This window comes from Neobacillus sp. PS3-34 (genome assembly GCF_030915465.1).
GTDB lineage: Bacteria > Bacillota > Bacilli > Bacillales > Cytobacillaceae > Neobacillus_A.
Genome location: NZ_CP133267.1, coordinates 1157135 through 1183257, shown reverse-complemented (window position 1 = coordinate 1183257; position 26123 = coordinate 1157135). Strand labels below are relative to the sequence as shown.

The window sequence follows — 26123 nt, the reverse complement described above, 5'->3', positions numbered from 1 at the left end:
AAATCATAACTTCATTTAAATAAGAAAAGAGATGACCAAATTGGAAGTGCCAATTCAAGACACAATAACCAAAACAATTCATAGAACATTGAAAACAGCACAACTAATTGATCTATTTTGGGAAAGATGGGTCGTTCATGGGATTGACTCAGATGATTTAACGCCAGTTAAGCCACATTTAAAAAATCTCGAAGGATGGCTTCAATCCTGGGAAACACTGGCGGAGGAAAAGGTGGAAAAAGCTTCTTTCTGTGGAAAAAATGGTTTAGTTAATAGGTCGGAATATTTATATCGTCAAGCATCCCTCTATTATAATCTCAATTATTGGATTTATCCGGAGAGATCAATTGAAAAACAACAATGGTATCATCAATGTTTGAAATATATGTACATAGCTGACTCACTTTCTGAATTTAACACAGAATATGAATCTATATCCATTGATGGAATTCCTTGTGCGGGAAGAATTCGCATTCCTTCTGAACCAAAAGGATGTATCTTGATTATTAACCCAATTGATTCCTCTAAAGAAGAGTTGTTTATATACGAGATGGAATTTCTGGAAAATGGTTATGTCACACTTAGTTTTGATGGACCAGGGCAAGGGGAGACATACACATTAAACGGATTAATTGGTTCGGGGACAAGATGGGAAACTTTTATCATGAAGGTAATTAATTATTCTAGAGAGAGGTTCCCACAGCTCCCGATTTATTTATTTGGGACAAGTTTAGGGGCAACTTGGGTTCTGCTGGGCAGCAGCCATCCAGAAGTAAAGAAAGCGGTAGCGGTTAGTCCTGCAGTTGCACTAAATAAGATGAATATGCCTCACTATTTCGAAAAAAGAATGAGTATTGCCTGTGACTTAGGGCCAGATCAAAAAACGATTCCAGACTTTAAAACAATTCATTATCAATGTCCTATTTTAGTCTTTCATGGAAACAAAGATATGATGGTGACTAATGATGAAATGTATGAATTATTTCAGCAACTATCAACCGAAAAAACATTGCATGAATACAAGGAAGAAGGGCATTGTTGCAATAACAAATTAGATGAAATTCGGAAAATATCTTTAAAATGGTTTTCCGATGATTTTTGATTTAAGCGAGGGCAATAGATATGATGACGAATAATCTTACACTGCGTAAACAATTTCTTGTAAAAATACTTACAATTTTATTAGCAATCGCTGTTTGTTCGGGTGCTGTTCAGCTTTATTTAATGAAAAGGCAGATAGAAAGGCAAACATATCAACAAGCAGATGCAGTAGCAAGTAATGTATTAAGTGGAATAAATGAAACCGACTTAGCAACGAAAACGATCGAACATCAAATAGACCTAAAATTAGTTTCTTATTCTAAACATATTGCCGATTTGATAAAGGATAAAAAAAGGAACGAAATTACAAATGATGATCTCAAAAAAATTAAAAAAGAATTAGGATTAGCAGGAATTACTGTTTTTGCTGAATCAAAGTCCAAAGACGATATTGTAGGTTTTGCAGCGACAGAAAAGGAAGAAATTGGCTTTAGTTTCAAGAAAGCAGGCTTCTATGAAATTGGTAAAGTATTGCTTCAAACCGAGAAACCTGACCTGCCAGGCGCAACTTTTACAGATAGAAATTTAGTTGTCCTTCCTACCGCCCAATCTGCTTCACATAAAGATAAGCCAGCTTTCTTTAAGTATGTTTATTATCATGTTCCCAATACAAACTATATTATCAATCCCTACATTGAAGCTAATGAGGTTTATAACTATTTAGAGACAGCAGGGCCAACACAATCATTAATAAATTAGTTAAAGAAAATAATATTGTAAAAGAAATTGCAGTGTTAAATCCTAGAGTTTTTAGAGATCCATCGCTGGAAAAAAAGTTATATCCTCCCCTACAAAAGATTGAAGCTGGAAGTTTTCAATTGGAAACGGACAAATTTAATATGTTACTAACCATGCCCACGATAAAAAAGGCAACTTTTATTGAGGACATAAAGGGGAAAAAAATATATAAAATGTTTCTCCCTCTTGATGAAAATCGAGTAATCTATTTGGCTTTAGATTATGGGAAAATGAGTGGCCCCTTTATAGGCATTCTATTATATTAATTGTTTCCGGACTTGTTTCTCTTATTGCCCTTTTCTTGTTAACGGCGGTTTTTTTAATCAAATCTATGAAAATATCCAAAAGATTATTTGTCAAATTAAATTATTAGAAGACGGGGATTTAACTGCAAAAAGTAAGGTTGATGATGGTAGTGAATTAGATAAGCTCTCTAAAAGTACGAATCGGATGGTAGACAAACTGAATAATCTTGTCAAGGATACGCAAGAACAAGCTACTAAGACACAAAAGCTTTCTATGTTATTGGAAGCAGAAGCATCGCAATCAGTGGAAAGGATGTATGATCTTTCTACTACAACGACCATTTTGGCAAGAGATCAATTATTCGAAATTATGGAGTTTTTAGATGATCTTGGACAGGTTCTGCAACCAAATAATCATAATGAAAAGGTCCAGGAAATACTGAAACAATTAGAATATATGAGAGAAATGGCACAATATCGTACACATGCCACAACCGAAATAACCATTACCCTATCTGATTTACTTAAATCGTTGCATGAACAGTCAAGTGAGTTGTCGGAGATATCCAATACATTACTTGAACAAATGGGTAAATTTAAGCTTTAAGCAGGGAGGGAACAATATGAGTTTAACCGTTAGAAAAGACGTTCAAGGTGGGACGACAATATTCACGCTTAAAGGAATCTTAGATATTTCTACCAGTAGTGTAATAGATCCCTATCTAGATGATCTTGGAGATATTAATATATTAGTCTTGGATTTTAGTGAATTGGAATTTATCGATTCGACAGGGATTGGATCCATTATTAATGCGATCTATTTAACTCAGGAGAAAAATTTCACCTTAAAGCTTCAAGGGATTGATGAACTAACTCACCAGGTATTTGAGACAGTCGGTTTATATCAGATATTGAATGCCATCCAAGAGGAGGTTGTTTGATGTACCATGACAGTCTCACCTATCAATTTTCTAAAACGGCTTCTGATGATCAAAAGATGATGGATAAAACGTTACAACGTGAAATTAATTTAGCCAGGAATATTCAATCGTCTTTGTTAAATGGTAAAACCCCTACCTTTGAAGGAGGAGAAGTGTCTGGGGCCTCCCTTCCTGCAAGGTTAATTGGCGGTGATTACTATGACTTTTATCCATTAGTAAATGGAAAGATTCGTATTGTGATTGGTGACGTAATGGGGAAAGGGATTCCCGCTGCCATGCTTATGATTTTGACGAGAGGAGCATTTCGAAGTGCGGCAGAGAGTACTCAAGGGCCAGGTGAAACTTTAACTGCCATGAACCAGGCTATCTACGATGATTTAAGAACTTTAAAATCCTTTGTTACTCTATTTTGTGCCGATTGGGATCCACAGACTGGGATTTTTACTTATTCAAATGCAGGGCATAATCTACCGCTCTTCATTAAGGGGAAAAGCAAATCCGTTGAGGAACTTCCTAAAGTAAAGGGGATTATGGTAGGCGGGCTTCCAAATCAGGTTTATAAAGAAGAAGCGGTAAAACTCCAAGAGCTGGATACGATATTTTTTTATACAGATGGAATTATAGAGGCGCAAAATAAAGAGGGAGAACAGTATAAATTAGGGCGCCTGATTCAAACGTTATTAGATAACAAAGAATTGGGTGTTGGAGAAATTGAGAAATGTGTGATGGATTCAGTAAAGCAGTTCACGGAAGGTGTCCCTCAAAAGGATGATATAACGATGGTTCTTTTAAAAGTGACTGAACAAAAAGCCGATATTACAAGTCTAAATTCTCCGGTATTGGGATAGGAGGATAGAGTTATGCAAAGTATCGTTTCAAAAGGTAAAGATATTAATGAAGCTATTAGTCTTGGTCTGGAAATATTGGAGACAACAAAAGAAAAAGTAAATATTGAAATAATGCAGCATGATGAGAAAGGTTTTTTAGGGATTAGATCAAAGCAAGCTATTGTTAAGCTTACAAAAAGCGAGCATGCTCCGATTACTTTTAGTACTGGTGATTTGGAATCTCAGCTTCTCGACATGATAATTAAAAAAGAGGAAGCGGAAATAAATGCTTCCCCTATTATTCTCGATCCACCTAAACTAGATACTTTAAGTAAAATTTACCCTGATGAACTTGCAGGGAAAGTTTGGATCAAAGACGGACAGTTATTTTGCAAATCTTCCCCGACGCATTTCCCAATGGTAACCATTAATAGAGGAATAAAGCTCTACAGAAACAATGAGATGGTTAAAGAAAAAACGGCAATCCTATCGGAAAAGGACATTTATGAAATTAAAGTAGAAAACGAGGAAAAAGAAACGGGTTGGAAAGTATCGATTGATGAACAAAAGTTAAAGGTACGATTATATGTAGAGCCTGGTTATAAAATTATTAGAAGTGTGCCAGATATTAACGCTGACCATCATATCGAAATAATTGTTGAAGAAAAGAAAGAGATTCATAACGTCCTTAATTATGCAGATGTCATGAAAAAACTGGAAGATTTAAGAGTAATACACGGCTTTAACCAAGATGAAATTCTCAAAGCAATGGAGGCTTCTGAACCAACCACTTTTGAAATTGCTACTGGGATGAAACCAAAACAAGGCAAGGACGGATGGATTGAAATTAAAGTGGCAACAGAGATAGAAGAAGGACCGAGGGAAAAAGAGGATGGACGTGTGGATTTTCGAGAAATCAAAACCATTCCAAAAGCTGAAAGAGGAAAGGTCATTGCAATTGTCCATCCTCCTACACCAGGTCAAATCGGCTACACTGTTACGAATGAACCGATTCCTGCCAAGCAGACGTTGCCATTAGTAATCAAGGCGGGTAAAGGAGTAGCGGTTGCAGACGGGAAAATTGTCGCAACAGAACCAGGTCGTCCTAAAATTGAACAAAGAGGACAGCTTGTTAAAGCTTCCATCATTCCAAAGCTAAGGCACTTCGGGGATGTTAATTTAAAATCTGGAAATATTCGTTTTATAGGCGATGTCGAAATCACTGGCGAAATAGAGGAAAGAATGGTGGTTGAAGCAGAAGGAGATATTACCGTTCACAAAACGGTGAATACGGCATCGATTACTTCTTCCGGTGCAATTATTTCTTATGGAAACATCATTAGTTCGGAACTATCAGCGGGTAAAAACAATATGCTCGTATCGGAATTGGGGCATTTATTGGGGATCATTAATCAGCATACAGAAAAAATTATTGATTTAATCAAACAGCTGATTCAATCTCCAGCATTTAAATCCAGCGACTTTTCCCGTGGAGGCTTACAGCCATTAATTCGAATTTTGCTAGAGAAGAAATTCAAAAATTTCCCCCCTTTAATAAAAAATTATATTGAAGCTGTCAGGAGGGGGGAAGTTTTCTTAGAAGATGAAGTTTGGAGGATGACAGCCGTTTCCTTGTCGCAGCTATTTTTATCTCTAACGAATGAAGTCACTTCTCTTGACAGGATCATTCAATTATCTGAAAAAATGAAAGAGCTCCATGAATTGAGTGAAAATTCTGTTGAACCTAACTCGTATATCACGATTCCAAATGCTCTTAACAGCAAGCTATACTGCAGCGGCAATGTACTGATTTTAGGACAAGGGTGTGTTAATACAAAGGTTCATGCAGGAGGTATCCTAAAAATCAGTGGAATATTACGAGGCGGCGAGGTTTATGGAAGATTAGGTGCTGAAATTAATGAAGCAGGTGCGGAAAGCGGAACAACAACGGTTATCGCAGTGCCAGGTGATCAAAAAATCGAAATTCAAAAAGCGTTGGAAGGTACTACTATAAAAATTGGAAATGTAAAACATACCTTTAAAGAGACAAGGTATCATATTAATGCTCGCCTGGATGAGAATGAGCGCGTTATTTTTGAATAACTAGAGGTTGGAGGAAGAGGTATGATCAAATATTCACTCTTTCCAAATGGAAAGAATTTAGAAATAAGTTTGCATGGGGATTTAGATATAGATTCCACAGAAGTAATTGAAGAAGAATTGATTCCTGCCATGGAAAAATATAAAACAGTAAAAGTTAACTTTGGTAATGTCCCATTTGTAGACTCTTCTGGAATGGGACTTCTCATGGATTTAGTGCACACATTAAATGACAAGGGGACAATCGTTACCGTTTCAGATGTTAGTGATGAAGTAATGCAAGTATTCCAGCTGCTGCAATTACCCGAAATACTTGGCCAACAGGTATTTGTGTGAAAAATTCATCAGCAAAAGTGGTTATTTACTTCAAGAAATACTCAGCGATTTGCGGAGTTTTAGGTAGAGTATATTGGAAAAAACTTGGCAATGTAATGGGGTTTATTTGATGCTATATTTAACCATATATGTCACAAACATACCTTGGTATTCTTAAAAAAGAATACCAAGGTACCCTTTCCAATAATCCTTGGTTAATTATTATGTTGTCTTTGTGTTTTTAATATTGCTTTTAGGAGTGGAGTCCTTTGCCCCATAGTGTCCTTATCCATTACAATTCAATGCTTTTTTATGTCTTCTTCATTACCTTTCTTTTCATTATTCTCCTGTGTTTATTTATTAACCGCAGATTCAAAATTCAATTGAAATTAATGGAGAGTGAAGACCGTTATAGAAGTTTAGTAGAAGTTTCGCCTAAATCAATTCTTGTTTATCAGGAAGATAAAATTATTTATGCAAATCCCGCAGCAAACCAGTTATTTGGTGCTAGCCATGATGAAGAACTGGTTGGAATATCCCTCTTAGAAATGATTCATCCTGACAGCAAAGAAATATTGATTACAAATATCAAAAAAATTTCAAATAATGAAAAGTTAGCACTACATGAATATAAATTTCATACTTTGGACGGCAGAACAATCTTAACAGAAGCTGTTGGTGCAAATATCATGTTCAACGGAAAACCCGCTCTTATGGCAGTAGGAAATGATATTACAGAGAAAAAGAATCTTCAGGAACAGCTGAAAATTAATAAACAACGATATAAATCCCTATTTGAATACCATGCTGATGCGGTTTACTCCTTTGATTTAGAGGGGAATTTTACAAGTGCAAACAAAGCTTGCGAGACTTTATCCGGATATAATCCTTCAGAATTAATGGAAAAGAATTTTACGGAACTTGTCTTTGCAGATGACTTCTCCCAAACAGTCAGAGCTTTTGAGTTAACGTGTAAAGACGGAGGGAGTCCGCAAAATATTAACATTCGATTAAACAGAAAAGATGGAAAGATTATTCATTTGAATATAACCAGCATTCCGATTATTGTGGATGAACTAATTGTAGGTGTTTATGGAATTGCCAAAGATATCACCCAACAAATAAAGAGCCAGGAAATGATCAGGCATTTAGCGTACCATGATTATTTAACGGGTTTGCCAAACCGCAATATGCTGGATAGCCGTCTTTCAAAAGAACTGGATCAGGCAGCAGATAAGAATAATCATATAGCTATTTTATTTATTGATCTTGACCGCTTTAAGGAAATTAATGATACATTAGGCCATTCCGTTGGTGATCTATTGTTAGTAGAAGTGGCTGAGCGCCTAAAAACTGCTGTTTTTGAAAAAGATATTGTGTTCCGGCAAGGCGGAGATGAATTTATCGTCATTTTGGATAATGCTGACCGTGATATTGCCAAAAAAGTGGCCAAGCGTATACTTGAAGGTCTATCAGCAACATTCAAGTTAAAAAATTACGATATTTTTACTTCCTCAAGCATTGGGATTAGTTTATTCCCTGAAAATGGACAAACGGTTGAAACTCTTGTTAAACACGCTGATTTTGCCATGTATCAAGCAAAAAAAGCAGGAAAGAACACTTACAGGTTTTATTCATCGCAAGAGAATGAAGGAAATATTAATCCATTACTCATGGAGATGGAATTGCATAAAGCAATCGAACATGAGGAGCTTATCCTTCATTACCAGCCCAAGGTAAACTTAAAAACGGGAAAAATTATTGGGGCAGAGGCGTTGATTCGTTGGAACCATTCTGAATGGGGAATGGTCCCACCTGGGGATTTTATACCAATTGCTGAGGAAACGGGTTTGATTATCCCGATTGGTGAATGGGTCTTATTTAACGCATGTGCTCAAAATAAGAAATGGCAAGCAGATGGTTTGGGCAACATGATAATTTCTGTTAATTTATCTGCCCGCCAATTCTCCCAATCCAAAATTGTTCAAACGGTTGAAAGGGTATTGAAGGAAACTGGTTTAGAACCTCAATATTTAGAACTTGAAATAACAGAAAGCATGACAATGGATATTTGTCGAACGATTACTACTTTGCAGGACCTGAAAAAGTTAGGTGTACTTATCAGTATTGATGACTTTGGGACGGGTTTCAGTTCTTTGAATTATTTAAAGCAATTCCCGGTTGATACATTAAAGATCGATCAATCCTTTGTACGTGAACTTCATAATAATTCAAATGACGAAACGATTGTCAAAGCGATTATATCAATGGCCCATACGTTACAATTGAATGTTGTAGCCGAGGGTATTGAAACAAGGGAACAGCTTGTATTCTTACAACAGCATCTTTGTGATGGGGCACAAGGCTATTTCTTCAGCAAACCCCGTCCTGCCAAAGAATTAAGCAAGGAGTTTTTTGCCATTGAGGGTCTCGTAAAAGAGTTCGGTATATCACAGGATATAAATGACCGAATGTGGATGGAAGAATCCCTTCGCATAGCACGAAAGGATTTACAAGAAACAGTGAGAAGGCAGCAAGGGCTGACGTTAAAGTATAAAAAAATTGATGGAAAATTCATTCATACTTTATGTGATGGTGAATTATTATATCGTTTCGGATTAAGTCCAGACCAGCTAATAGGAAAAGAGCTGGCTGATTTTCTGCCTTATGGCGCAGCTAAAGAAAAAACGGTCTTCTATCAAAAAGCCTGGGATGGAGATGAAAATGTCACCTATGAAGCTGAAATAAACGGGATACATTACTTGGCTGCTTTAAGCCCAATTAAAAGAGGGGAAGAAGTAGTCGAGGTAATCGGTTCTTGTATAGATATTACAACACTTAAAGAGACTGAGATTGCACTTCGTGAAAGCCAGGAGATGTACCGGCTAATCGCCGAAAATATGACGGATCTTATCGTCATTTTTGATTTGGAGGGAAAAATTTTATATGCTTCACCTTCACACGAATCAATACTGGGATATCCATCCAGTTATTATGAAGGGAGACGCCTCTTCGATGAATTCCATCCAGATGATCAAGGAATGCATTCAATTATTTTTGAGGAAACAATTAAAAACAAGCAATCATCGCATCTCGAAGTTAGAATGTCATTGTGTGAAGGTGGATGGAAGCTTTTTGAATCGATGCTAACTCCCATTTTTGATGAAAATGGCAGCGTTAGACATATAGTCGGGGTTGCCAAGGACATTACGGATAAGAGAATAGCGGAAGAACTTTTATGGAAGTCTGAAAAGTTATCTGTTGTTGGAGAATTGGCTGCAGGCGTAGCCCATGAAATTCGGAATCCCATTACTTCTATTAAAGGATTTTTTAAACTGTTTCAGCAGGGAATGATAGAACCGAAGTATTTTGATGTCATTCATTCTGAATTTGATCATATTGAAGAGATTATTAACGAGTTCCTTACGTTAGCCAAAACCCAAGCTATCGATAAGAAAACGATTAAGGTAAAAAAACTAATTGATGATGTAACAACATTACTTGAGTCAGAAACCAATTTAAAAAACATACAGATACACAAATATGATGAAGAATCTTTTCAAGAAATCCTAGGCGACCCTAACCAATTAAAACAAGTGTTCATTAATCTGGCGAATAATAGCATTGAGGCTATGCCGAACGGCGGCAATATTCATATTGAAGCCCAATCAGAAGGCTCGCATGTCATTATTAAATTTAGTGATGATGGAGTGGGGATGAGCGAAGAACGTATTCAAAGCTTAGGAGAGCCTTTCTATAGCAATAAAGAAAAGGGAACTGGTTTGGGACTAATGCTGTGCTACAAAATTTTAAAGGAACATAATGGAACTATTGTTTTTAATAGTAAAGAAGGATTTGGTACAACAGCTGAGGTAAGGGTGCCAATTTTTTTGGGGAATGGTAATAGATATAAACAATCATTTTCAAAGTGATAATTAATAGCATGATTTTAGAGAGAATTATTAACAAAGAAAGGTAAGGTGAAAATGGCCATTAAGTTCATGAATAAATCCTTAAAGCATATGGATTTGTTTTTTCAAGTATTTAATAACATGTCTGATATGGTATTTTTGACGGAAGTAGTAAATGAAAATGAATTCCGATATTTACTGGCCAATGATCCAGCTAAAAAATTTGTTGGATTAACAGACGAGTCAATTGGAAAACCTATCTCCGAAGTCCTGCCTTGTGAAGCTTTTGAGTTAATTAACGCCAAATATCTGGAGGCAATGGCTAAAAAAGAGCCGATTCTTTATGAAGATAAGATGCTGGTGCCTCAATGCCTTGCTAATTCACAAGACTATAAATATACCATTGGACAAGTAGTTTATTGGGAATCAACGATAACGCCTGTTTTTGATCAGGATGGATTATGTACACATTTGTTAGCGGTTGTTCGTGATATAACAGACCGAAAAATGAGAGAAAACGAATTAAAAAAAGTAAAAAACCGGTTGGAATTAATATGGAACAGCGCTGCTGACGCCATGTTTACGTTTGATATTGATGAAAATTTTGTTAATGTTAACAAGGCATTTGAAGAACTATTCGGGTGGACAGAAAATGATATAGTAAAAGACCCTTCGATAAGCATTATTCCTAAAAAAAATAAAGAAAATTTCAAAGGAATAATTAAAAAGCTGAAAAAAGGAGAGGTTATTCCTTCTCATGAAGTTCAATGCAGAACAAAGGGAGGACAACTAATCGATGTGCTGGCCTCTTATTCTCCGATTTATGACCATGAAGGCAATTGGGATGGGGCGGTCGTGGTATACAAAGACATTACTGAACGAAACAAAATTTACCAGGAGCTTATTGAAAGTGAAAGCAGGTATCGTTTAATCGCCGATCATTCTTCTGACCTTATTAAGGTTGTAAATACAGAAGGCAGGGTACTTTATGCGTCACCTTCACATAAGACCGTTTTAAATATGTTCCCTGATGATTTTTTGGGTAAGTCGATTCTTTCTTTCGTACATTCAGATCATAGGTATAAAATGAAGCAGGCGTTAAAAAAGATTGCCGATACAAAAGAAAGCTTTTCTTTGGATTATAAAAGGTTAAAAAATAATGGGGAATGGATATGGGTCCATACAATTGGATCGCCTATTCTTGACGAGAAAGGCAACGTTAGTCGTATCGTATTTGAGGCGCGTGATATAACAGAAAGAAAAGAATATGAAGAAAAATTAAAACACCATGCACATCATGATTATTTAACAGGTATTCCTAATCGTGCTCTGTTCAATAAAAGATTAAGAGGAGAAATGGAGTTGGCAAAGCAGTCAGAAAAGATTCTTTCCCTTATGCTGCTTGATTTGGATCAATTCAAAAAAGTAAATGATACGATGGGTCATGATATTGGAGATGAATTGCTAATCGGAATTGTCAATCGGGTGAAAAGCTGTTTACAGGAAAAAGACATTATGGCGAGATTAGGCGGAGATGAATTCGTCATTCTTTTGCCAGAGTTAAATAATAGAAGTGAAGCAATTGAAACAGCCAATAGAATCTTGCAATCTTTACAAGATGATTGGCTTTTTAACAATAACTGTTTTACAACAACATCAAGCATTGGCATTTCATTTTATCCTCCATTTGATCAGGATTCTAAAATGCTTTTAAAAAAAGCAGATACAGCTTTATATAAAGCAAAGAAAAATGGGAGAAACAATTATCAATTGATTTTATAGAATTTATTATAAACGTTGCTATCGTTTGCTGTTAAATTAGTATGATCTTAATTACCATTTTGTTCGGAACTTTCCTTATCATACTGTGTAAAAGGAGACAAAGTTAATAAAGAAATAAGTCAAAACCAATTTTAAGAAAGAAAAGGTGACTAAAATAATAGAATGGGGGAAGGTAAGAGTATAAAACATCATTTAAAGTCTATTTGTTGGAAGGGAGAAGGCACACTTTTATTCTCCTTCCAACAAACACTATTCTTATAACAATTAATTGCCACTTTGTTCTTTAAAAATGTAGAAATCGAGAAAAAGGTACACTTAATTATGATCTTTTGCAAGCTTTTCTCGATCCAAATAATGAGGCGGCTGCTCCATCCAATTTCTCTCAATCATAATGGTTAATCCATCTTTTCCATAAACAAGAGATTTGGCTATAAACTTTTCGTATAGTAGCCCAATATCTCTTCTCATAGACATGGCGAGACTCGAACCATAAGTTGCAGTACCTATACTTGAAAGAGAACTTATGATGAACAACATAAGTTGATCTGAGAATGGTGCTGAAGTTGAGTTGGTAACACTCGCATCCCAATTCGTAGCAGGCGGTACATCATTCTCTTGCAAAAGATTGTGAATGTCATTCGTGATAGTGGAGCTTAAGTCTTTACCACGCATAAAATATTTGCGAATCTCTTCATCCTTTGTAACTTGTGCAAACCCAATACACACTTCTTTTCCAATATTATTATGAAGTAAACTATGAAATAAGTGGGAAACTTCAATCCCTAGCAATGGTCGAGTGTGCCCGAGCCATCCGTTAAAGAAAGACTGTTTTTCTATATAGTCTATTTTATCTGGATATATCATGTGTGGAGGGCGTATGTATATCCCTTTTTGCAACATCAAATTGATAATTTTATCATACAATCCCTGGACATCTTCAAGAAAACTTGTATACAATTTACGGATATCATTACGGGATGCGATTGCGATAGCACTAGCATTGATAACCAACCCAGACTTATTCAAATGAATTAGAAATTGCATATAGAATACATCTGAGAACAATTTAGGAGTTTGTTGTACAACATGATTCTCGATAGAAAATCCGATAGGTTGGACAATGTTTTCCCTTTGAAATATCTCTCGAATGTCATGTAAATGTTTTTGTGAGGTTTCTAAGTTTTGGCGCAATAATGGCTCTACTTCTGGATCAGTTACAGTATCCAAAAAATGTGTAAGCAGACAAACCGACATACAATCATTCATATAAGTATTCCAAAGATAGGCAATTTCTGAACTTGTTAATTTCACAAGTTTCTCCCTTTCAAGTGTCATAAATTTCCTCCTAATGTTACATCATGAAATAAAAGTAGATGCGAAAAAAAATTAATAGTTACTTCTATGTAGTGAACGATCTGATTCTGTTGTTTAAGCACTATATACCTTGGCATTTTTTATGAAAAGGATGCCGCCCTAGAGATAATGACGGAATTACTGGGAATTTGCTTAAATTTTGCCGTTTTCCATTTATTTACCTCCATTAAGTCTTTTTGAGTTAGTATTCCTCAATTCTCCAGCTTTATTTAATAAGAATTTTTATATAATTGCCGTATTCTTTTACTCTTGATAAAAGGCGTTTCGAATTGCTCCAGCTGCGGTGCGGGATGTTCAGCTTAGCCGCAAAACGACCATGGTAAAAAATAAATTATTTACAATGAAAGAAGTGAAGGTTTTGATTAAATATAAATGCCTCCATCATGTAAGTCTTACTGTTACAGATTTGGAAAGAGCAAAGGATTTCTATGGGGAAATTTTATGTTTAAAAGAAATACCCCGTCCTGATTTTGATTTTTCAGGTGCATGGTATGAAATAGAGGGACAGCAACTCCACTTGATTGTCGATCCATCTTCACAGACAATTCGTCGGGATAAAAGCTTATCCAGTAGAGAAGGTCACTTTGCCCTAAGAGTCGAGAACTACTATGACACTCTTAAATGGTTAAAACAGAACAAAGTTGAAATTCTTGAAAAACCATACGGAAAAAGTGGATTCGCACAAATTTTCTGTGCCGACCCAGATGGTAATTTGATTGAACTAAATGTTGATCAAAAAGATCTATAAGTAAAAAAATAAAGCTGCCATACTGAACAAAATGCTATAAAAACTGCGGAGGAGGAACTTAGGTTAGAACCGATAAAGGAGACCATCTTAAAAGCCAAATAAATGGCTTTTAAGATGGTCTCCTTTCCTTTTGGAAATCTATCAGCTGATATTGAATGAATAGGGACCATTTAAACTAAGAATTTATACTTTATTTAGTATCTCCACTTCACCAAGAGCTTGTGACTGTTTTACTTTTCTAAATTTTACAAAGGAAACAATTCTCCAAGGTGCTACATAGCTAAAAGCAACTATTAAGAAAAGCATAGCTAAACTTGCTGGATCCAAGCCAGAAATATACTGTCTTGCTACGATTCGAATCGCCACAACGGTAATCAATGCGATAAAAAAGGTTTTATTTTTCTGTGCATAAATCTGACCGTCCTGACGAATTTCATAATTGGTAGTCCATATAAGAGGTAAAGCAAGCAATACCCCAATTAAGGATGCAACGCCAATTTCCCATATTTTCAAATGTATTTGAAGATTCGAATATGCATAAAACCCTATAAGTATATAGAACATCGGGAGCAATATTTTGATCCCTGACCCTTGAATCGGACGATACATCGCCCTTCTACGACTCCAAAATACTATTCCAGCAATCACAACCATAATTCCATACATTCCTAATCCGTTCACTTTTCATTCTCCTTTTTCGTGAGCTTATATTTAATTTAATTTAATTTTGGCTTTCACTATTACATTCTGATTATAAGTCCCCAGATAATACGAATGTAGTAACCTTCGTCAGCAATTGCTATATGACTTTAGTCATCATTTTGGATTGACGTTAGATACTGTCTTTTTTCATATTCTAAATAGTATAATATTTTTGAATATATAGCTATTCGGAGGTGAAACGTATGCTTAACACCAAGTCCATAGGGATGGCATTAAAAACGGTGTTGGTCATTTTGATTTTGTTTGAAATCGTGACTAGCACCAGCCATTCTATTGGAATGAAAACAGTTTTTGTTGCTGGCATTTTGATGATGCAAGCAAATGATTTTTTGAGAATTCACTATCGTTTATTGGAACGTCATCGAGCTCTTTACATGATCTCGATGGTTGTGAATATTGCAGCTATCGCTGTCTATATGGTACTGTTCGACAGTCCCGCGACTGGCATATATTATATTTTTCCTATCGTAGAGATGTTTTTGTCCAGCAGGTCGGTTCATATAGGAATTATGGTGTTTCACGTTATTGTCTATTTGGCTGCGATGTATGTTGCAAAAGCAGATGTTCAAAATTCCTTGATGACCTACTCTGCGACACTGTTATTGGTCTTTTTGTTTAGGGGAATCAGTTTGGAGAGAGAAAAGGCAGATTTTACATGCCGAATTAGTAGAGGTGCATGCCAAACTGAAAGAAATTACGATCGAAAAGGAGAGAACGAGAATTGCACAGGAGATGCATGATTCGATTGGGCATTCTCTCATTGCACTAAGAATGCACTTGGAATTCGCCGAAAATATGATCGATGCCAATCCACAGAAAGCCCGGGAAGTACTTGCGAAAGCCCATAATTTTTCACAAAAATCGATTAAGGAGCTTCGGAAGGCCGTAGCTGTATTAAAAGATCAATCGGTAAATAGCCAAATTGAGCTTGAGGAATTGTTGACCGATATGATAGAGAGCTTGGAAACCTCAGGAAATTTAAAGTTCACTCTGAAATTTGACAAAGAGGTGGAGTCCGGCGATCAGGATATGAAAAATTGTATTTATAATTCTGTGCGTGAAGCGGTTACCAACGGTTTAAAGCACGGCAAAGCCCAGCAGTTCCTGATCGACATCAACAAAAATGACAAAAGGATACAAGTTGTTGTGGAAGATAACGGAAAAGGCTGCGGTCAAATCAAGAAATCTCATGGTCTAAAAGGAATTGAGGATCGAATTGATTTATTGAATGGGAAAGTGAGTTTCTCATCAGAAAAAGGACACGGATTTAAATTGTTTGCCGAAATACCTGTCAGATATCAAACAAATGCCAAAAAGATGGAGGTGGTGTAAATGACAGAGATTATGATTGTCGACGACCAGGAGATGGTCAGAGAAGGCCTGAGATTGATTTTGAGCATGCATGAAGAAATAGATATTGTTGGGGAAGCCGCAAACGGGGAAGAATTACTCGATTTATTGCGGAATAGGCTGCCTGACGTCATTCTCATGGATATTCGGATGCCGGTGATGAACGGGATTGATTCGTTAAAAATCGTGAAGGAAACCTATCCAAGTGTGAAAGTCATTATTCTGACTACCTTTAATGAAGATGAGTATATATTCAACGGACTTAAATTCGGCGCGGACGGCTATATTCTCAAAGACTCCAATTCTAAGGAAATCATCAAAGCGATTAAAGCGGCGTGTGAAGGCAATATGCTGCTTCATTCGCAAGTGAGCTTGAAAATCTCCAAAGTACTGCATGCCATGGAGCATACATCTTTTGATGAAGAAAATAGGATCAAAGAAAAATTGGACAATAAGTTGACACCGCGGGAAATCGAAGTCGTGGAACTGGTTATGCAAGGAAAAAGCAATAAACAAATCGGCAGTGCGTTATTTTTAACGGAAGGCACCGTCAAAAACTATATTTCCCGAATTCTTGACAAACTCGAGCTCAACAGACGCACTGAACTGGTGGTATATTTGCAGAACAAGCATAGTCTTTAGGTAAAGTTTTAGAATCAAAATATAATTTCAATACAAAAGATGACGCACCACTACATCTCAATTTTATTTATTTTCTTACCGTGAGCACTCTATTGAGGCAGTATAATAATAGAAAGCAGAAGCCAATTGAGGTTTCTGCTTTCTTTGTTTTTGGGTATAAATATAGGGAACCATACCACAAGTAACGGCGAAAAATAGAGGGTGTCGGTTCATTGGTTACGGCTAACCAAAGTCTTTACCCTTGCAGAAGCCAGAGTTATGGCCTTGGTTTTTCCCCAATTGGCGAGATTTCTTTATGTTTCTAGGGCATTGTATTCGGTCTTTTCCCTTTTTTGCAAGCTTTAAATAGTTTATAATTATTAGATAATAGTAGATAATTTATTCTATAACTAATTATAATAGACTATGTGATGATTATATTTGAGACAGAAAAGGTGTGTTCCTAGGTGCGTCTTGCTTTTTGTGATATTTAATTAGGTGCGCCTACTCTTTTTTGCAAAAATAGAGGATAAGGAAGGTTATCATGAGCAACTTACAGAACAAAACAGACGTTATCTTAATTGGTGCAGGAGTCATGAGCGCTACTTTGGGATCATTACTGAAAGAGTTAGCACCTGAATGGGAAATCAAAGTATTTGAGAAACTCGCAAACGCAGGAGAAGAAAGCTCTAACGAATGGAATAATGCGGGTACGGCGATTCTGCACTGTGCGAGCTTAACTATACATCCGAAAAATCAGATGGATCTATAGATATTAGCAAAGCTATTAAAATTAATGAACAGTTTCAGCTTTCAAGACAGTTTTGGTCTTATCTAATAAATAGCAATCTGATTCGTAAACCGCAGGACTTTATTATGCCAATACCTCATATGAGCTTTGTACAAGGGGAAAAAAATGTAGCGTTTTTGAAAAAACGTTTTGAAGCGCTGTCAAACAATCCCCTCTTTCAAGGGATGGAATTTTCTGATGTCCCTGAAAAACTGAAGGAATGGATTCCACTTATCATGGAAGGCCGTACATCAAATGAACCGATAGCGGCAACAAAAATCGACTCTGGAACGGATGTCAATTTTGGTGCTTTAACACGCATGTTGTTTGACCACTTAAAGAGTAAAAACGTCGAGATCAACTACAAGCATAGTGTTGAGGATATTAAACGTACTAGTGACGGCTTATGGGAATTGAAAGTGTGGAATATGGATACAGGTAACATTGAACGCCATACTGCAAAATTCGTCTTTATCGGTGGTGGGGGAGGAAGTCTGCCTTTACTACAAAAAACCGGTATCCCTGAGTCAAAACATATAGGAGGGTTTCCGGTAAGCGGACTATTTATGGTTTGTAACAATCCGGACGTTGTAGCCCAGCATCACGCAAAAGTATACGGTAAAGCTAAGGTTGGCCCCGCCAATGTCTGTACCACATCTTGATACAAGATATATCGACAACAAAAAAACATTGCTGTTTGGACCATTCGCCGGCTTTTCGCCAAAGTTCTTAAAAACTGGTTCAAATTTGGATTTGATAGGTTCCGTAAAACCGGATAATGTTCTCACAATGCTGGCGGCAGGCGTAAAAGAGATGTCATTGACAAAATACCTGATCCAGCAAGTTATGCTATCGAATGAGAAGCGCATGGAAGAATTACGCGAGTTTATACCAAACGCCAAAAGCGAGGATTGGGATATAGTAGCAGCGGGCCAACGTGTGCAAGTTATCAAAGATACTGAGGCCGGTGGTAAAGGAACACTTCAATTTGGTACTGAAGTTGTTTGTGCCGCTGATGGCTCGATAGCTGCATTGCTCGGTGCTTCTCCGGGTGCTTCTACTGCCGTTCACGTTATGCTTGAGGTATTAGAAAAATGCTTCCCACAACATTTTGAAGAGTGGGAATCGAAAATAATAGAAATGATTCCTTCTTATGGCATGTCACTAGTGGAAAACCCAGAGCTTTTCCAAAAAATTTATACTTCAACAGCCAAGAATCTTAGACTAAGCGAAAAAGAACTGGTCAATAGTTAATTCTTTGGATGTAGAAGCAAACGTGTTTAATGAATAGATTAAGCAACATTTTTCATCAATGGACAAACAAAACACATATAGAAGTTATGAAAAATGTACAGAGGTCTCTCTGTACATTTTTTTTATAATTATTATCTCAACTAAAAATAATATTTTCTTATAAAAATTGAATTTATTTCCACAGCCTTTATAATATTAAATATGAATTTGTAAGCGTTCACACGAAGTTATTCAAGAAAATAGGAAATTACTGTAAATGTAGGAGGATATCATGGGAAGATTAGTTCATTTTGAAATTCATGTAAGTGACATGGATCGTGCAAAGAAGTTTTATGGAGAGGTATTCGGATGGTCATTTCAAGATTGGAGTGAGTATGCAGGAATGCCTTACTTTGGTGCAGTGACTGGCGACGAGAATGAACCTGGAATCAATGGTGCTTTGATGCAGCGTCAAAGTGCTCCGTCGGAAACAAACCAAGCTTTAAATGGATATGCTTGTACAATGGGAGTGGAAAATTACGATTTAACGGAAGCTAAAATTATTGAGAATGGCGGCAAGGTCGCGATGGCTAAGTATGCCCTTCCTGGAATGGCATGGCAAGGATATTACATTGATACCGAAGGCAATATATTCGGTATTCATCAACCCGATTTGAATGCAAAATAGAACCAAAGTGAAGAAGGGCGGAATGATCTGCCTTTCTTTATTTTTTATTTTCTTGTATCAGCTTTATAGATACTGGCTAACTCTTTTTACGGGTGATATAAGAAAAAACAGGAACCATGTAAATGGCTCCTGCTTCTTAAATAGTGGAATAAAGGGGATAAGAATTCGTAAAAAAGGGGCATTGTTAGTTACAATATATATTAACTTCCTTTATTAGGATTTAAAATGGTGGTCAAAAATGCTTTACTCCCATTTATCTAATAGAAGAAGAGCCTACTAATGATTCAGGTTTCATGCCGAGTATTAAAAGACTAATTTTTGCGTAACCGGTATTTCTGAATTCAGAAAAAATTTGTTTCAAGACTTCGGAATCTTGAGCATCTTTTAATTTTTGTAATTCTTTTTTATACAGACGTAGGACAGAGCCATATACAAAATTCGGTGCATTTTGGCCAGGGTCCTCATTCATAATTAAACATCCCATGTACTGATATTTAAATTGGAATGCACGTGTAAGATTTACTATATCCAACAATTTTTCAAAAAGGTTAGGATAGTCTTTTTTTAACTTCTCGATGGCTTCTTTGGTGGCTTTTAATTCATCAATGCTAGATAAAGTTATCATAAATTCTTCCTCCTTTTATTTGTCCCAAGGTTTTTCCACTGAAATATACGCAGCTAATTCTTTACTTTTTTGTCTTCTCAATTTACGCATTTCTGCTCTTTCTTTGCCTGTTTTGTAGAGGAATTTTTCTTCTTCTGTTTCTGGTAAAATACTTGGAACTTCAACAGGACGCTTATTTTCATCTAAGGCTACAAACGTCAAAAAGGCGGTAGCTGCGATTCTGCGCTCGCCATTGAGCATATCTTCGGCGATAACTTTACAAAAAATTTCCATAGAAGTTTTTCCTGTATATGTTACAAATGATTCGACACAGACTGAATCCGTTTGATGAATAGGACATAAGAAATCGATTGAATCTGTAGATGCAGTTACACATTCCTTAACTCTGGAATGCCTGCGGGCTGATAAAGTTGCAGCATCATCTAATTTTTTCATCAAAATGCCGCCAAACAATGTATTGTAGTTATTTAAATCGCAAGATAATACTTGAGCAGTATTAACAATACGGCTTTCTTTCACTTTTTTTGCTTTCATTAGGTTGCTTCCTTCCATGATTGGATTCTAGCAAGTAATTACTATATCCACGTTATTAAAAGGTTTTTCTTGCCTGCAACAAGTGTACGTCGCTTTCTTTGTTAAGTAAAATGGTTATATTTCATCTTTTGTATAGATTGTATCTATGTAAATGCTTTCATATATTCAATATATATATGAATGTAAAAAAAAACGGTTCCCTAAACAGAACCGTTTTGATCAAAATAAAGCTATTCAATTATAAACAAAACCTATTCATGAATGAAATTAATCTTCTTGATCACCCATTGTAAGCTGTTCTTTTGTAAACTGAAGCCATTCTTTTGCTGCAAAGGACATGTACTGATTTTTGCCCCAAATAATCGCTAAGTTCCAACTGATTGATGGGTTTACTACTTTGACCGACTTTACATTTTTATTTAGATTATGGCAAACACTTTCCGGTAAAAGGGAGACTCCAAGTTTGGTTTCAACCATTTCTTCAATAAATGACCGTTGTGAACTTTCTGAAATAATGTGGGGACTAAAGCCCACACTGTTACAAAAATAAATGATTCGGTCGTTTAGAACAAAATCCTTATTAAACAAGATAAACGATTCATTTGCCAATTCAGCTAAATTGACTTCCTCTCTTTCTGCAAGTGGGTGTGATGGATGAAGGATGAGCTTTAAGTCTTCTTCCATAAAAGAGAAATGGTCAAAGAGGTCGTTTTTAGTCGGAAGAACAATTACGCCAACATCAAGAAGATTATTGCCCACATCTTCTTCTATTTTTTTTGAACCATCTTCGACTAATTGAAAAGTAATGCCGGGATACTTTTCGTGGTATTTGCCAACAATTTTCAGGAAAAAATGCGCATTAAATATTGGTGGCAAGCCAATCCGAATATGGCCTTTTTAAGTCCTGTCAGATTATCTAATTCCGTTTCTAAATTTTTAAATGCTTTATCAATTAATTTTGCTTGCTCTAAAATAATCTTTCCCGCATCGGTTAGGGTTAATTTTTTCCGGGATCGTTCAAAAAGTTCTATTCCCAACTCAATCTCAAGGTTTTTAATCATCTTACTAATAGTCGGTTGTGTGATAAATAAGTTATCCGCCGCACGGGAAAAACTATTGAAATTTGAAACCTCAATAAAATATTGTAAATGTTTGATATCCACTATCGTACACCTGCTTGTAATCAATTTGTAGAGATAAAGGCCAAAAGGATTTATTAATAAAGTATCATATAATAGGCTATATTTCATAAAGCCACCATTCAAAGCTTTTTTGTCCCTGCAATTTCTTGGCCGCAACATGTATTTGGAAAACAGCACTTTTTTTAATAGGACCAAGTGAAAATCTTATTTTGGCATTGAAAACAGGCGATAATTAAGCCCTGCCTCTTATTTAGAGGCAGGGCTGGATTTCTTCAGCGTAAGATAATTTTCATAAAAATACTGAAAACTATACATTAAAAGTAATTTAACCAAAAATAAAAGTGAAAGCTGGAGTTTATTGATTCTTATTAGAGAAGCATATCCAATTCGTTTAAACCAATTAAGGAGAACATATGTAAAAAATGAATCAATCATCACATTTAAGATCACATATTTTTTAAAATTGCTAAAGGTGAATTTTAAAATCCATAGTGAACCAACAAAAAATGGCCCTAGGATTAATGGCATCTCACCTAATACGTTGGGTTTTACGTTATAAAAAAACCACCACCATTTCCTTCTTTCTGCTACATTTCCTTCAAAAATAGTGTATAAACACATAAATAGGGCTCCCGGAAGAAATCTCTTAATCGTCTTTACACCAATAAAGGGAATGGTGAGCCAAGGCAGGATTGTCATTAAAATAATATAACTATTGGATTTCCTCATTTAGTAAACATCCTTTACTTGTCTGATGATATGTATTATTCCAGTCATTTAGTAGGATATGTATAGTATGTTGTATTCTATATTAATTGAAGTTGCTAAATACGCATTATTAAGTGATGGATCATTGCTATTAACTGAAAGAGCGGAAGGTTAACATTCAGCAGCCTGTTTTTATTCCTGCTGTTGTTAACCCGCCTAATGCATTATTATAGGGATATCATAAAGGAATTGTATTTCAAAAGAATGAGTGCTTAACGCAATTTCCTAAACTAAAGTCAAATATCCTCAAGAAGGAGCATGCATTTGAATATAAAATTAAATCAAAAAATCATTAAAGAAAAATGCGGTATTGTCTCCTTTAAAAGAGGGGAAGCCTTTTATCGCTCTAATAAAGTAACATTTGAAAAATATAGGTCCGAGTGCTGTGAAGCTACTGTTTCCGGTACTGAGGATTTCCATGTCACCATTGAAAAGGATGCTAATGGTGGCTTTCGCACGAAATGCACCTGCCCAACACTGGCTTCCTTTCAAAGTGACTGCCAGCATATTGCGGCAGTATTACTGTCGATATACGAAAATCAGCGCCAGGGATTAATTCCTTTTAATACAGGTGACCGTGATTCTGATTCTTTGACAAATCAGGCGCTTGCAGATGGTTTGCTGAGAATATTCAATAACCAGCATATACAATCAAGCGGCCATCAGCTTCACTTTGAAACGAGGAAAGTGCTTGATGGAGAGTTCACATGTAAACCCGTCACCATTGGTAAGGGAAGATACATGTTCGGAATAGAAGTTAAAATCGGTACTACTCATGTGCAAAATATCCGAGATTTTTTAGAGCAAGTGAAGGAAGGTAAACCAAGCTTGCTTTCAATTTTATTCACGTATGACCCTAGCCTGCATTGCTTTCAAAAAGAAACAGATGCAGTTATTCATCAGCTAATCCAGGTGGTACAGGATGAAAAAGTGTATGTTGACACGCTTCCGGATAAAAATGACTATAAAATCAGCAATCAATTGTTGCTCATTCCGCCATCGTCCTGGGAACGACTTTTACCTATATTAACAAGTGCACCATTGGTGAAGCTAAAGTATGACGGGTATACGTCTGACGGTCTCCACTTATCGGAAGAACTGCTTCCTTTACAGTTTGACCTTGCTGAAGCCGAGGGAAAAGGCTATCAACTAAAGATTAAAGGGCTTAATCAAATTATTGTGATGGAATCATATCGTTCTGTTCTCTCTGAAGGAAAATTAGTCCAGCTGAAAAAAGAGGACTGTCATCGTCTTTCCTATTTAAAACAGTTGCTTGATGATTCAGGAGCGAATCGAATACCGATTTTACAAGACCAAATCGATTTTTTTCTGGAAAAGGTTGTCCCTGGTTTAAAAAAACTGGGTGATGTTCACATATCTGAAGGTATTTCAAAGAATCTTGTAAAGACACCTTTGATCGCCAAGCTATTCTTGGATCGTGTGAAAAATCGCCTGCTTGCCGGACTGGAGTTTCACTATGAAAATCTAGTGATCAACCCTTTGGAAAATAGGGCACTAAAGTCAGGCTCCCTGTTAGTCAGGGATGTGGGAAAAGAGGAAGAAATCCTAAAGCTGATAGAGGATAGCTCTTTTGCTAAGACGGACGGTGGATATTTTTTGCATAATGAAGAGTTGGAGTATGAGTTTTTGTACCATGTGGTTCCGAAACTTCAAAAGCTTGTGCAAATTTATGCAACGACTGCAGTGAGAAATCGTATTTTTAGAGGAAATGCCAAGCCGCAGATTAGGGTGAAGGTTAATAAAGAACGGACTAATTGGCTGGAATTCAAATTTGAAATGGATGGAATTCCTGACAAACATATACGTGAGGTTTTATTAGCTCTAGAGGAAAAACGGAAGTATTATCGGCTGGGGAACGGATCGCTAATTTCGTTGGAAACAAGAGAGTTTGAAGAAATTAATCGTTTTCTGAATGCACTTCCGGCCAAAATGAAGATTTGGAAAGTGGTATAAATTTACCAATAGCGCGGGGACTTCAGCATCTTGATTCTATTGAGAATAGCAATGCATTTTCAATTGAGGAATCATTCCGGCAGTTCCTGGTTAAAATCCGCAATCCTGGCACTCTTGAGATCGAGGTGCCGAAGAATTTAGAGACGATATTAAGAGACTATCAAAAAATCGGCTACAAATGGATGAAAACACTTGCCAGCTTTGGCTTCGGTGGAATTCTCGCAGATGATATGGGACTTGGTAAAACGTTGCAAAGCATCACATTCATACTATCTGAGATGCCTGACATCCGTAAAAAGAAGCAGCCGGTCCTTATTGTCTGCCCTTCATCTCTGACCTATAACTGGCTCGCTGAAATGATGAAATTTGCCCCTAAAGTACAAGCCGTTGTCATTGATGGCAATCACAAAGAAAGAGTCAACATTCAGAATGATGTAACAGAAATGGACGTTGTAATCACTTCCTATCCGTTGTTACGCAGAGACATAAAATGGTTTGAGAAACAGACCTTTCACACTGTATTTTTTGATGAGGCACAAAACTTTAAAAATCCTGTTACACAAACAGCACGAGCGGTGAAAAAGATACATGCAGATTACCGTTTCGCCCTCACTGGTACACCGGTGGAGAATTCACGTGAGGAGCTATGGTCTATTTTTCATGTTGTCTTCCCTGAACTATTCCAAGGGTTAAAGGAATACAGTAATCTCACTACTAAAACGATTGCCCGCAGAATCCGCCCATTTATGCTTCGAAGGCTGAAAGAGGATGTACTTTCAGAGCTTCCTGAAAAAATCGAGTCCATGGACTCAGTGGAATTATTTCCAGATCAGAAGAAGCTGTACGCTGCCTATCTGGCGAAGCTCAGGCATGACACGTTGAAGCATCTGGACAAGGATACACTCAGGAAAAATCGTATTAAAATTCTGGCTGGTTTGACTCGGTTACGGCAGATCTGTTGTCACCCAGCATTATTTGTGGACGGCTATAAAGGAAGCTCAGCAAAATTTGAACAGCTTATGCAGATTGTAGAGGAATCAAAGCTTTCTGGAAGAAGGGTGTTGATTTTCTCACAATTCACGAAAATGCTTGAGCTAATTGGAAGAGATTTAGCGAACAAAGGGCTGCCTTTTTTCTACCTTGATGGACAAACTCCATCAGAAGAACGGGTGGAAATTTGTAATCGATTTAATGCTGGTGAACGTGATTTCTTCCTCATATCCTTGAAAGCGGGAGGGACAGGCCTCAATCTGACAGGAGCCGATACCGTTATCCTATATGACCTTTGGTGGAACCCAGCAGTCGAGGAGCAAGCAGCTGACCGTGCCCACCGTATTGGTCAGAAAAATGTTGTTCAGGTCATCAAGCTTGTTGCCCGCGGTACAATCGAAGAAAAAATGAATGAACTGCAAGAGAAAAAGAGACATTTGATTAAAGAAGTCATTGAATCTAATGAGAAAGCTTCGTCTGCTCTTACAGAAGATGACATTCGGGAAATATTGATGATATGACTATTTTAAATTTTTGTATCAATACAGGTCTCTGTTATGATATGGTGTAATTCATCATGCTGGTTTATTATGTAGTGAATTG

General features: G+C 36.6%; 19 protein-coding genes and 3 pseudogenes. 16 read left to right on the top strand and 6 right to left on the bottom strand.

The annotated features are described in order from the left end of the window. Positions 1-46: 46 nt before the first annotated feature. The 9 genes from RCG23_RS05950 (at position 47) to RCG23_RS05910 (ending at position 11960) form a co-directional block, all read left to right on the top strand. Positions 47-1102, top strand: a complete 1056-nt coding sequence (locus tag RCG23_RS05950; RefSeq protein ID WP_308179979.1) for an alpha/beta hydrolase — start codon at positions 47-49, stop codon at positions 1100-1102. 20 nt (positions 1103-1122) lie between these two features. After that, positions 1123-1800, top strand: coding sequence for a hypothetical protein (locus tag RCG23_RS05945; RefSeq protein ID WP_308178971.1), 678 nt, complete (start codon positions 1123-1125; stop codon positions 1798-1800). A gap of 489 nt (positions 1801-2289) precedes the next feature. Continuing rightward, positions 2290-2691 (top strand): hypothetical protein, encoded by a 402-nt coding sequence (locus RCG23_RS05940; protein WP_308178970.1) that lies wholly within the window; start codon positions 2290-2292, stop codon positions 2689-2691. A 16-nt stretch (positions 2692-2707) separates the two neighbouring features. After that, complete coding sequence (locus RCG23_RS05935) at positions 2708-3025, top strand: STAS domain-containing protein (protein ID WP_308178969.1); 318 nt, start codon at positions 2708-2710, stop codon at positions 3023-3025. After that, positions 3025-3873 (top strand): PP2C family protein-serine/threonine phosphatase, encoded by an 849-nt coding sequence (locus RCG23_RS05930; RefSeq protein ID WP_308178968.1) that lies wholly within the window; start codon positions 3025-3027, stop codon positions 3871-3873. The genes RCG23_RS05935 and RCG23_RS05930 overlap by 1 nt, the downstream gene beginning before the upstream one ends. A 12-nt stretch (positions 3874-3885) precedes the next feature. Then, complete coding sequence (locus tag RCG23_RS05925; protein ID WP_308178967.1) at positions 3886-5955, top strand: FapA family protein; 2070 nt, start codon at positions 3886-3888, stop codon at positions 5953-5955. A 21-nt stretch (positions 5956-5976) separates the two neighbouring features. Next, complete coding sequence (locus RCG23_RS05920) at positions 5977-6288, top strand: STAS domain-containing protein (protein WP_308178966.1); 312 nt, start codon at positions 5977-5979, stop codon at positions 6286-6288. A 248-nt stretch (positions 6289-6536) separates the two neighbouring features. Then, a complete protein-coding gene (locus RCG23_RS05915; RefSeq protein ID WP_308178965.1) occupies positions 6537-10199 on the top strand; it encodes an EAL domain-containing protein in 3663 nt (1220 codons plus the stop codon). Between the two features lie 54 nt (positions 10200-10253). Next, on the top strand, positions 10254-11960 hold the full coding sequence (locus RCG23_RS05910; protein ID WP_308178964.1) for a sensor domain-containing protein: 1707 nt from the start codon (positions 10254-10256) through the stop codon (positions 11958-11960). A gap of 315 nt (positions 11961-12275) precedes the next feature. Here the strand turns inward: RCG23_RS05910 and RCG23_RS05905 are convergent, their stop codons facing one another. After that, positions 12276-13295, bottom strand: coding sequence for a DUF3231 family protein (locus RCG23_RS05905; protein WP_308178963.1), 1020 nt, complete (start codon positions 13293-13295; stop codon positions 12276-12278). Between the two features lie 397 nt (positions 13296-13692). Between RCG23_RS05905 and RCG23_RS05900 the strand changes: the two genes are divergently transcribed. Continuing rightward, entirely contained in the window at positions 13693-14082 is a 390-nt protein-coding gene (locus tag RCG23_RS05900; protein ID WP_308179978.1) for a VOC family protein, read from the top strand. A gap of 183 nt (positions 14083-14265) precedes the next feature. Here the strand turns inward: RCG23_RS05900 and RCG23_RS05895 are convergent, their stop codons facing one another. After that, a complete protein-coding gene (locus RCG23_RS05895; protein WP_308178962.1) occupies positions 14266-14763 on the bottom strand; it encodes a cytochrome c biogenesis protein CcdC in 498 nt (165 codons plus the stop codon). A 224-nt stretch (positions 14764-14987) separates the two neighbouring features. On the opposite strand from RCG23_RS05895, the gene RCG23_RS05890 reads away from it, so the two are divergent. The 5 genes and pseudogenes from RCG23_RS05890 to RCG23_RS05860 all read left to right on the top strand — a co-directional run bounded on the left by RCG23_RS05890 (position 14988) and on the right by RCG23_RS05860 (position 19487). Beyond that, the gene (locus tag RCG23_RS05890) at positions 14988-15545 is read left to right on the top strand and encodes a hypothetical protein (protein WP_308178961.1); all 558 of its coding nucleotides are present in this window, start codon (positions 14988-14990) and stop codon (positions 15543-15545) included. After that, entirely contained in the window at positions 15478-16137 is a 660-nt protein-coding gene (locus tag RCG23_RS05885) for a sensor histidine kinase (RefSeq protein ID WP_308178960.1), read from the top strand. Before RCG23_RS05890 ends, RCG23_RS05885 begins: the two co-directional genes overlap by 68 nt. Then, on the top strand, positions 16138-16797 hold the full coding sequence (locus tag RCG23_RS05880) for a response regulator transcription factor (RefSeq protein WP_308178959.1): 660 nt from the start codon (positions 16138-16140) through the stop codon (positions 16795-16797). Between the two features lie 523 nt (positions 16798-17320). Beyond that, a pseudogene (gene mqo / locus RCG23_RS25885) lies at positions 17321-18820 on the top strand (malate dehydrogenase (quinone)). 271 nt (positions 18821-19091) lie between these two features. Then, on the top strand, positions 19092-19487 hold the full coding sequence (locus RCG23_RS05860) for a VOC family protein (RefSeq protein WP_308178956.1): 396 nt from the start codon (positions 19092-19094) through the stop codon (positions 19485-19487). A 253-nt stretch (positions 19488-19740) separates the two neighbouring features. On the opposite strand, the gene RCG23_RS05855 is transcribed toward RCG23_RS05860, so the two are convergent. From RCG23_RS05855 to RCG23_RS05840, 4 genes and pseudogenes are all read right to left on the bottom strand, one after another. After that, a complete protein-coding gene (locus tag RCG23_RS05855; protein ID WP_308178955.1) occupies positions 19741-20112 on the bottom strand; it encodes a hypothetical protein in 372 nt (123 codons plus the stop codon). A gap of 15 nt (positions 20113-20127) precedes the next feature. Continuing rightward, positions 20128-20646: an acyl-CoA thioesterase gene (locus RCG23_RS05850; protein ID WP_308178954.1), complete on the bottom strand. Its 519-nt coding sequence runs from the start codon at positions 20644-20646 to the stop codon at positions 20128-20130. Between the two features lie 267 nt (positions 20647-20913). Continuing rightward, positions 20914-21809 (bottom strand): annotated as a pseudogene (locus tag RCG23_RS05845) (LysR family transcriptional regulator). 225 nt (positions 21810-22034) lie between these two features. Continuing rightward, a complete protein-coding gene (locus RCG23_RS05840; protein ID WP_308178953.1) occupies positions 22035-22517 on the bottom strand; it encodes a hypothetical protein in 483 nt (160 codons plus the stop codon). 303 nt (positions 22518-22820) lie between these two features. Here RCG23_RS05840 and RCG23_RS05835 point away from each other — a divergent pair. After that, positions 22821-26041 (top strand): annotated as a pseudogene (locus RCG23_RS05835) (SNF2 helicase associated domain-containing protein). Positions 26042-26123 lie beyond the last annotated feature (82 nt).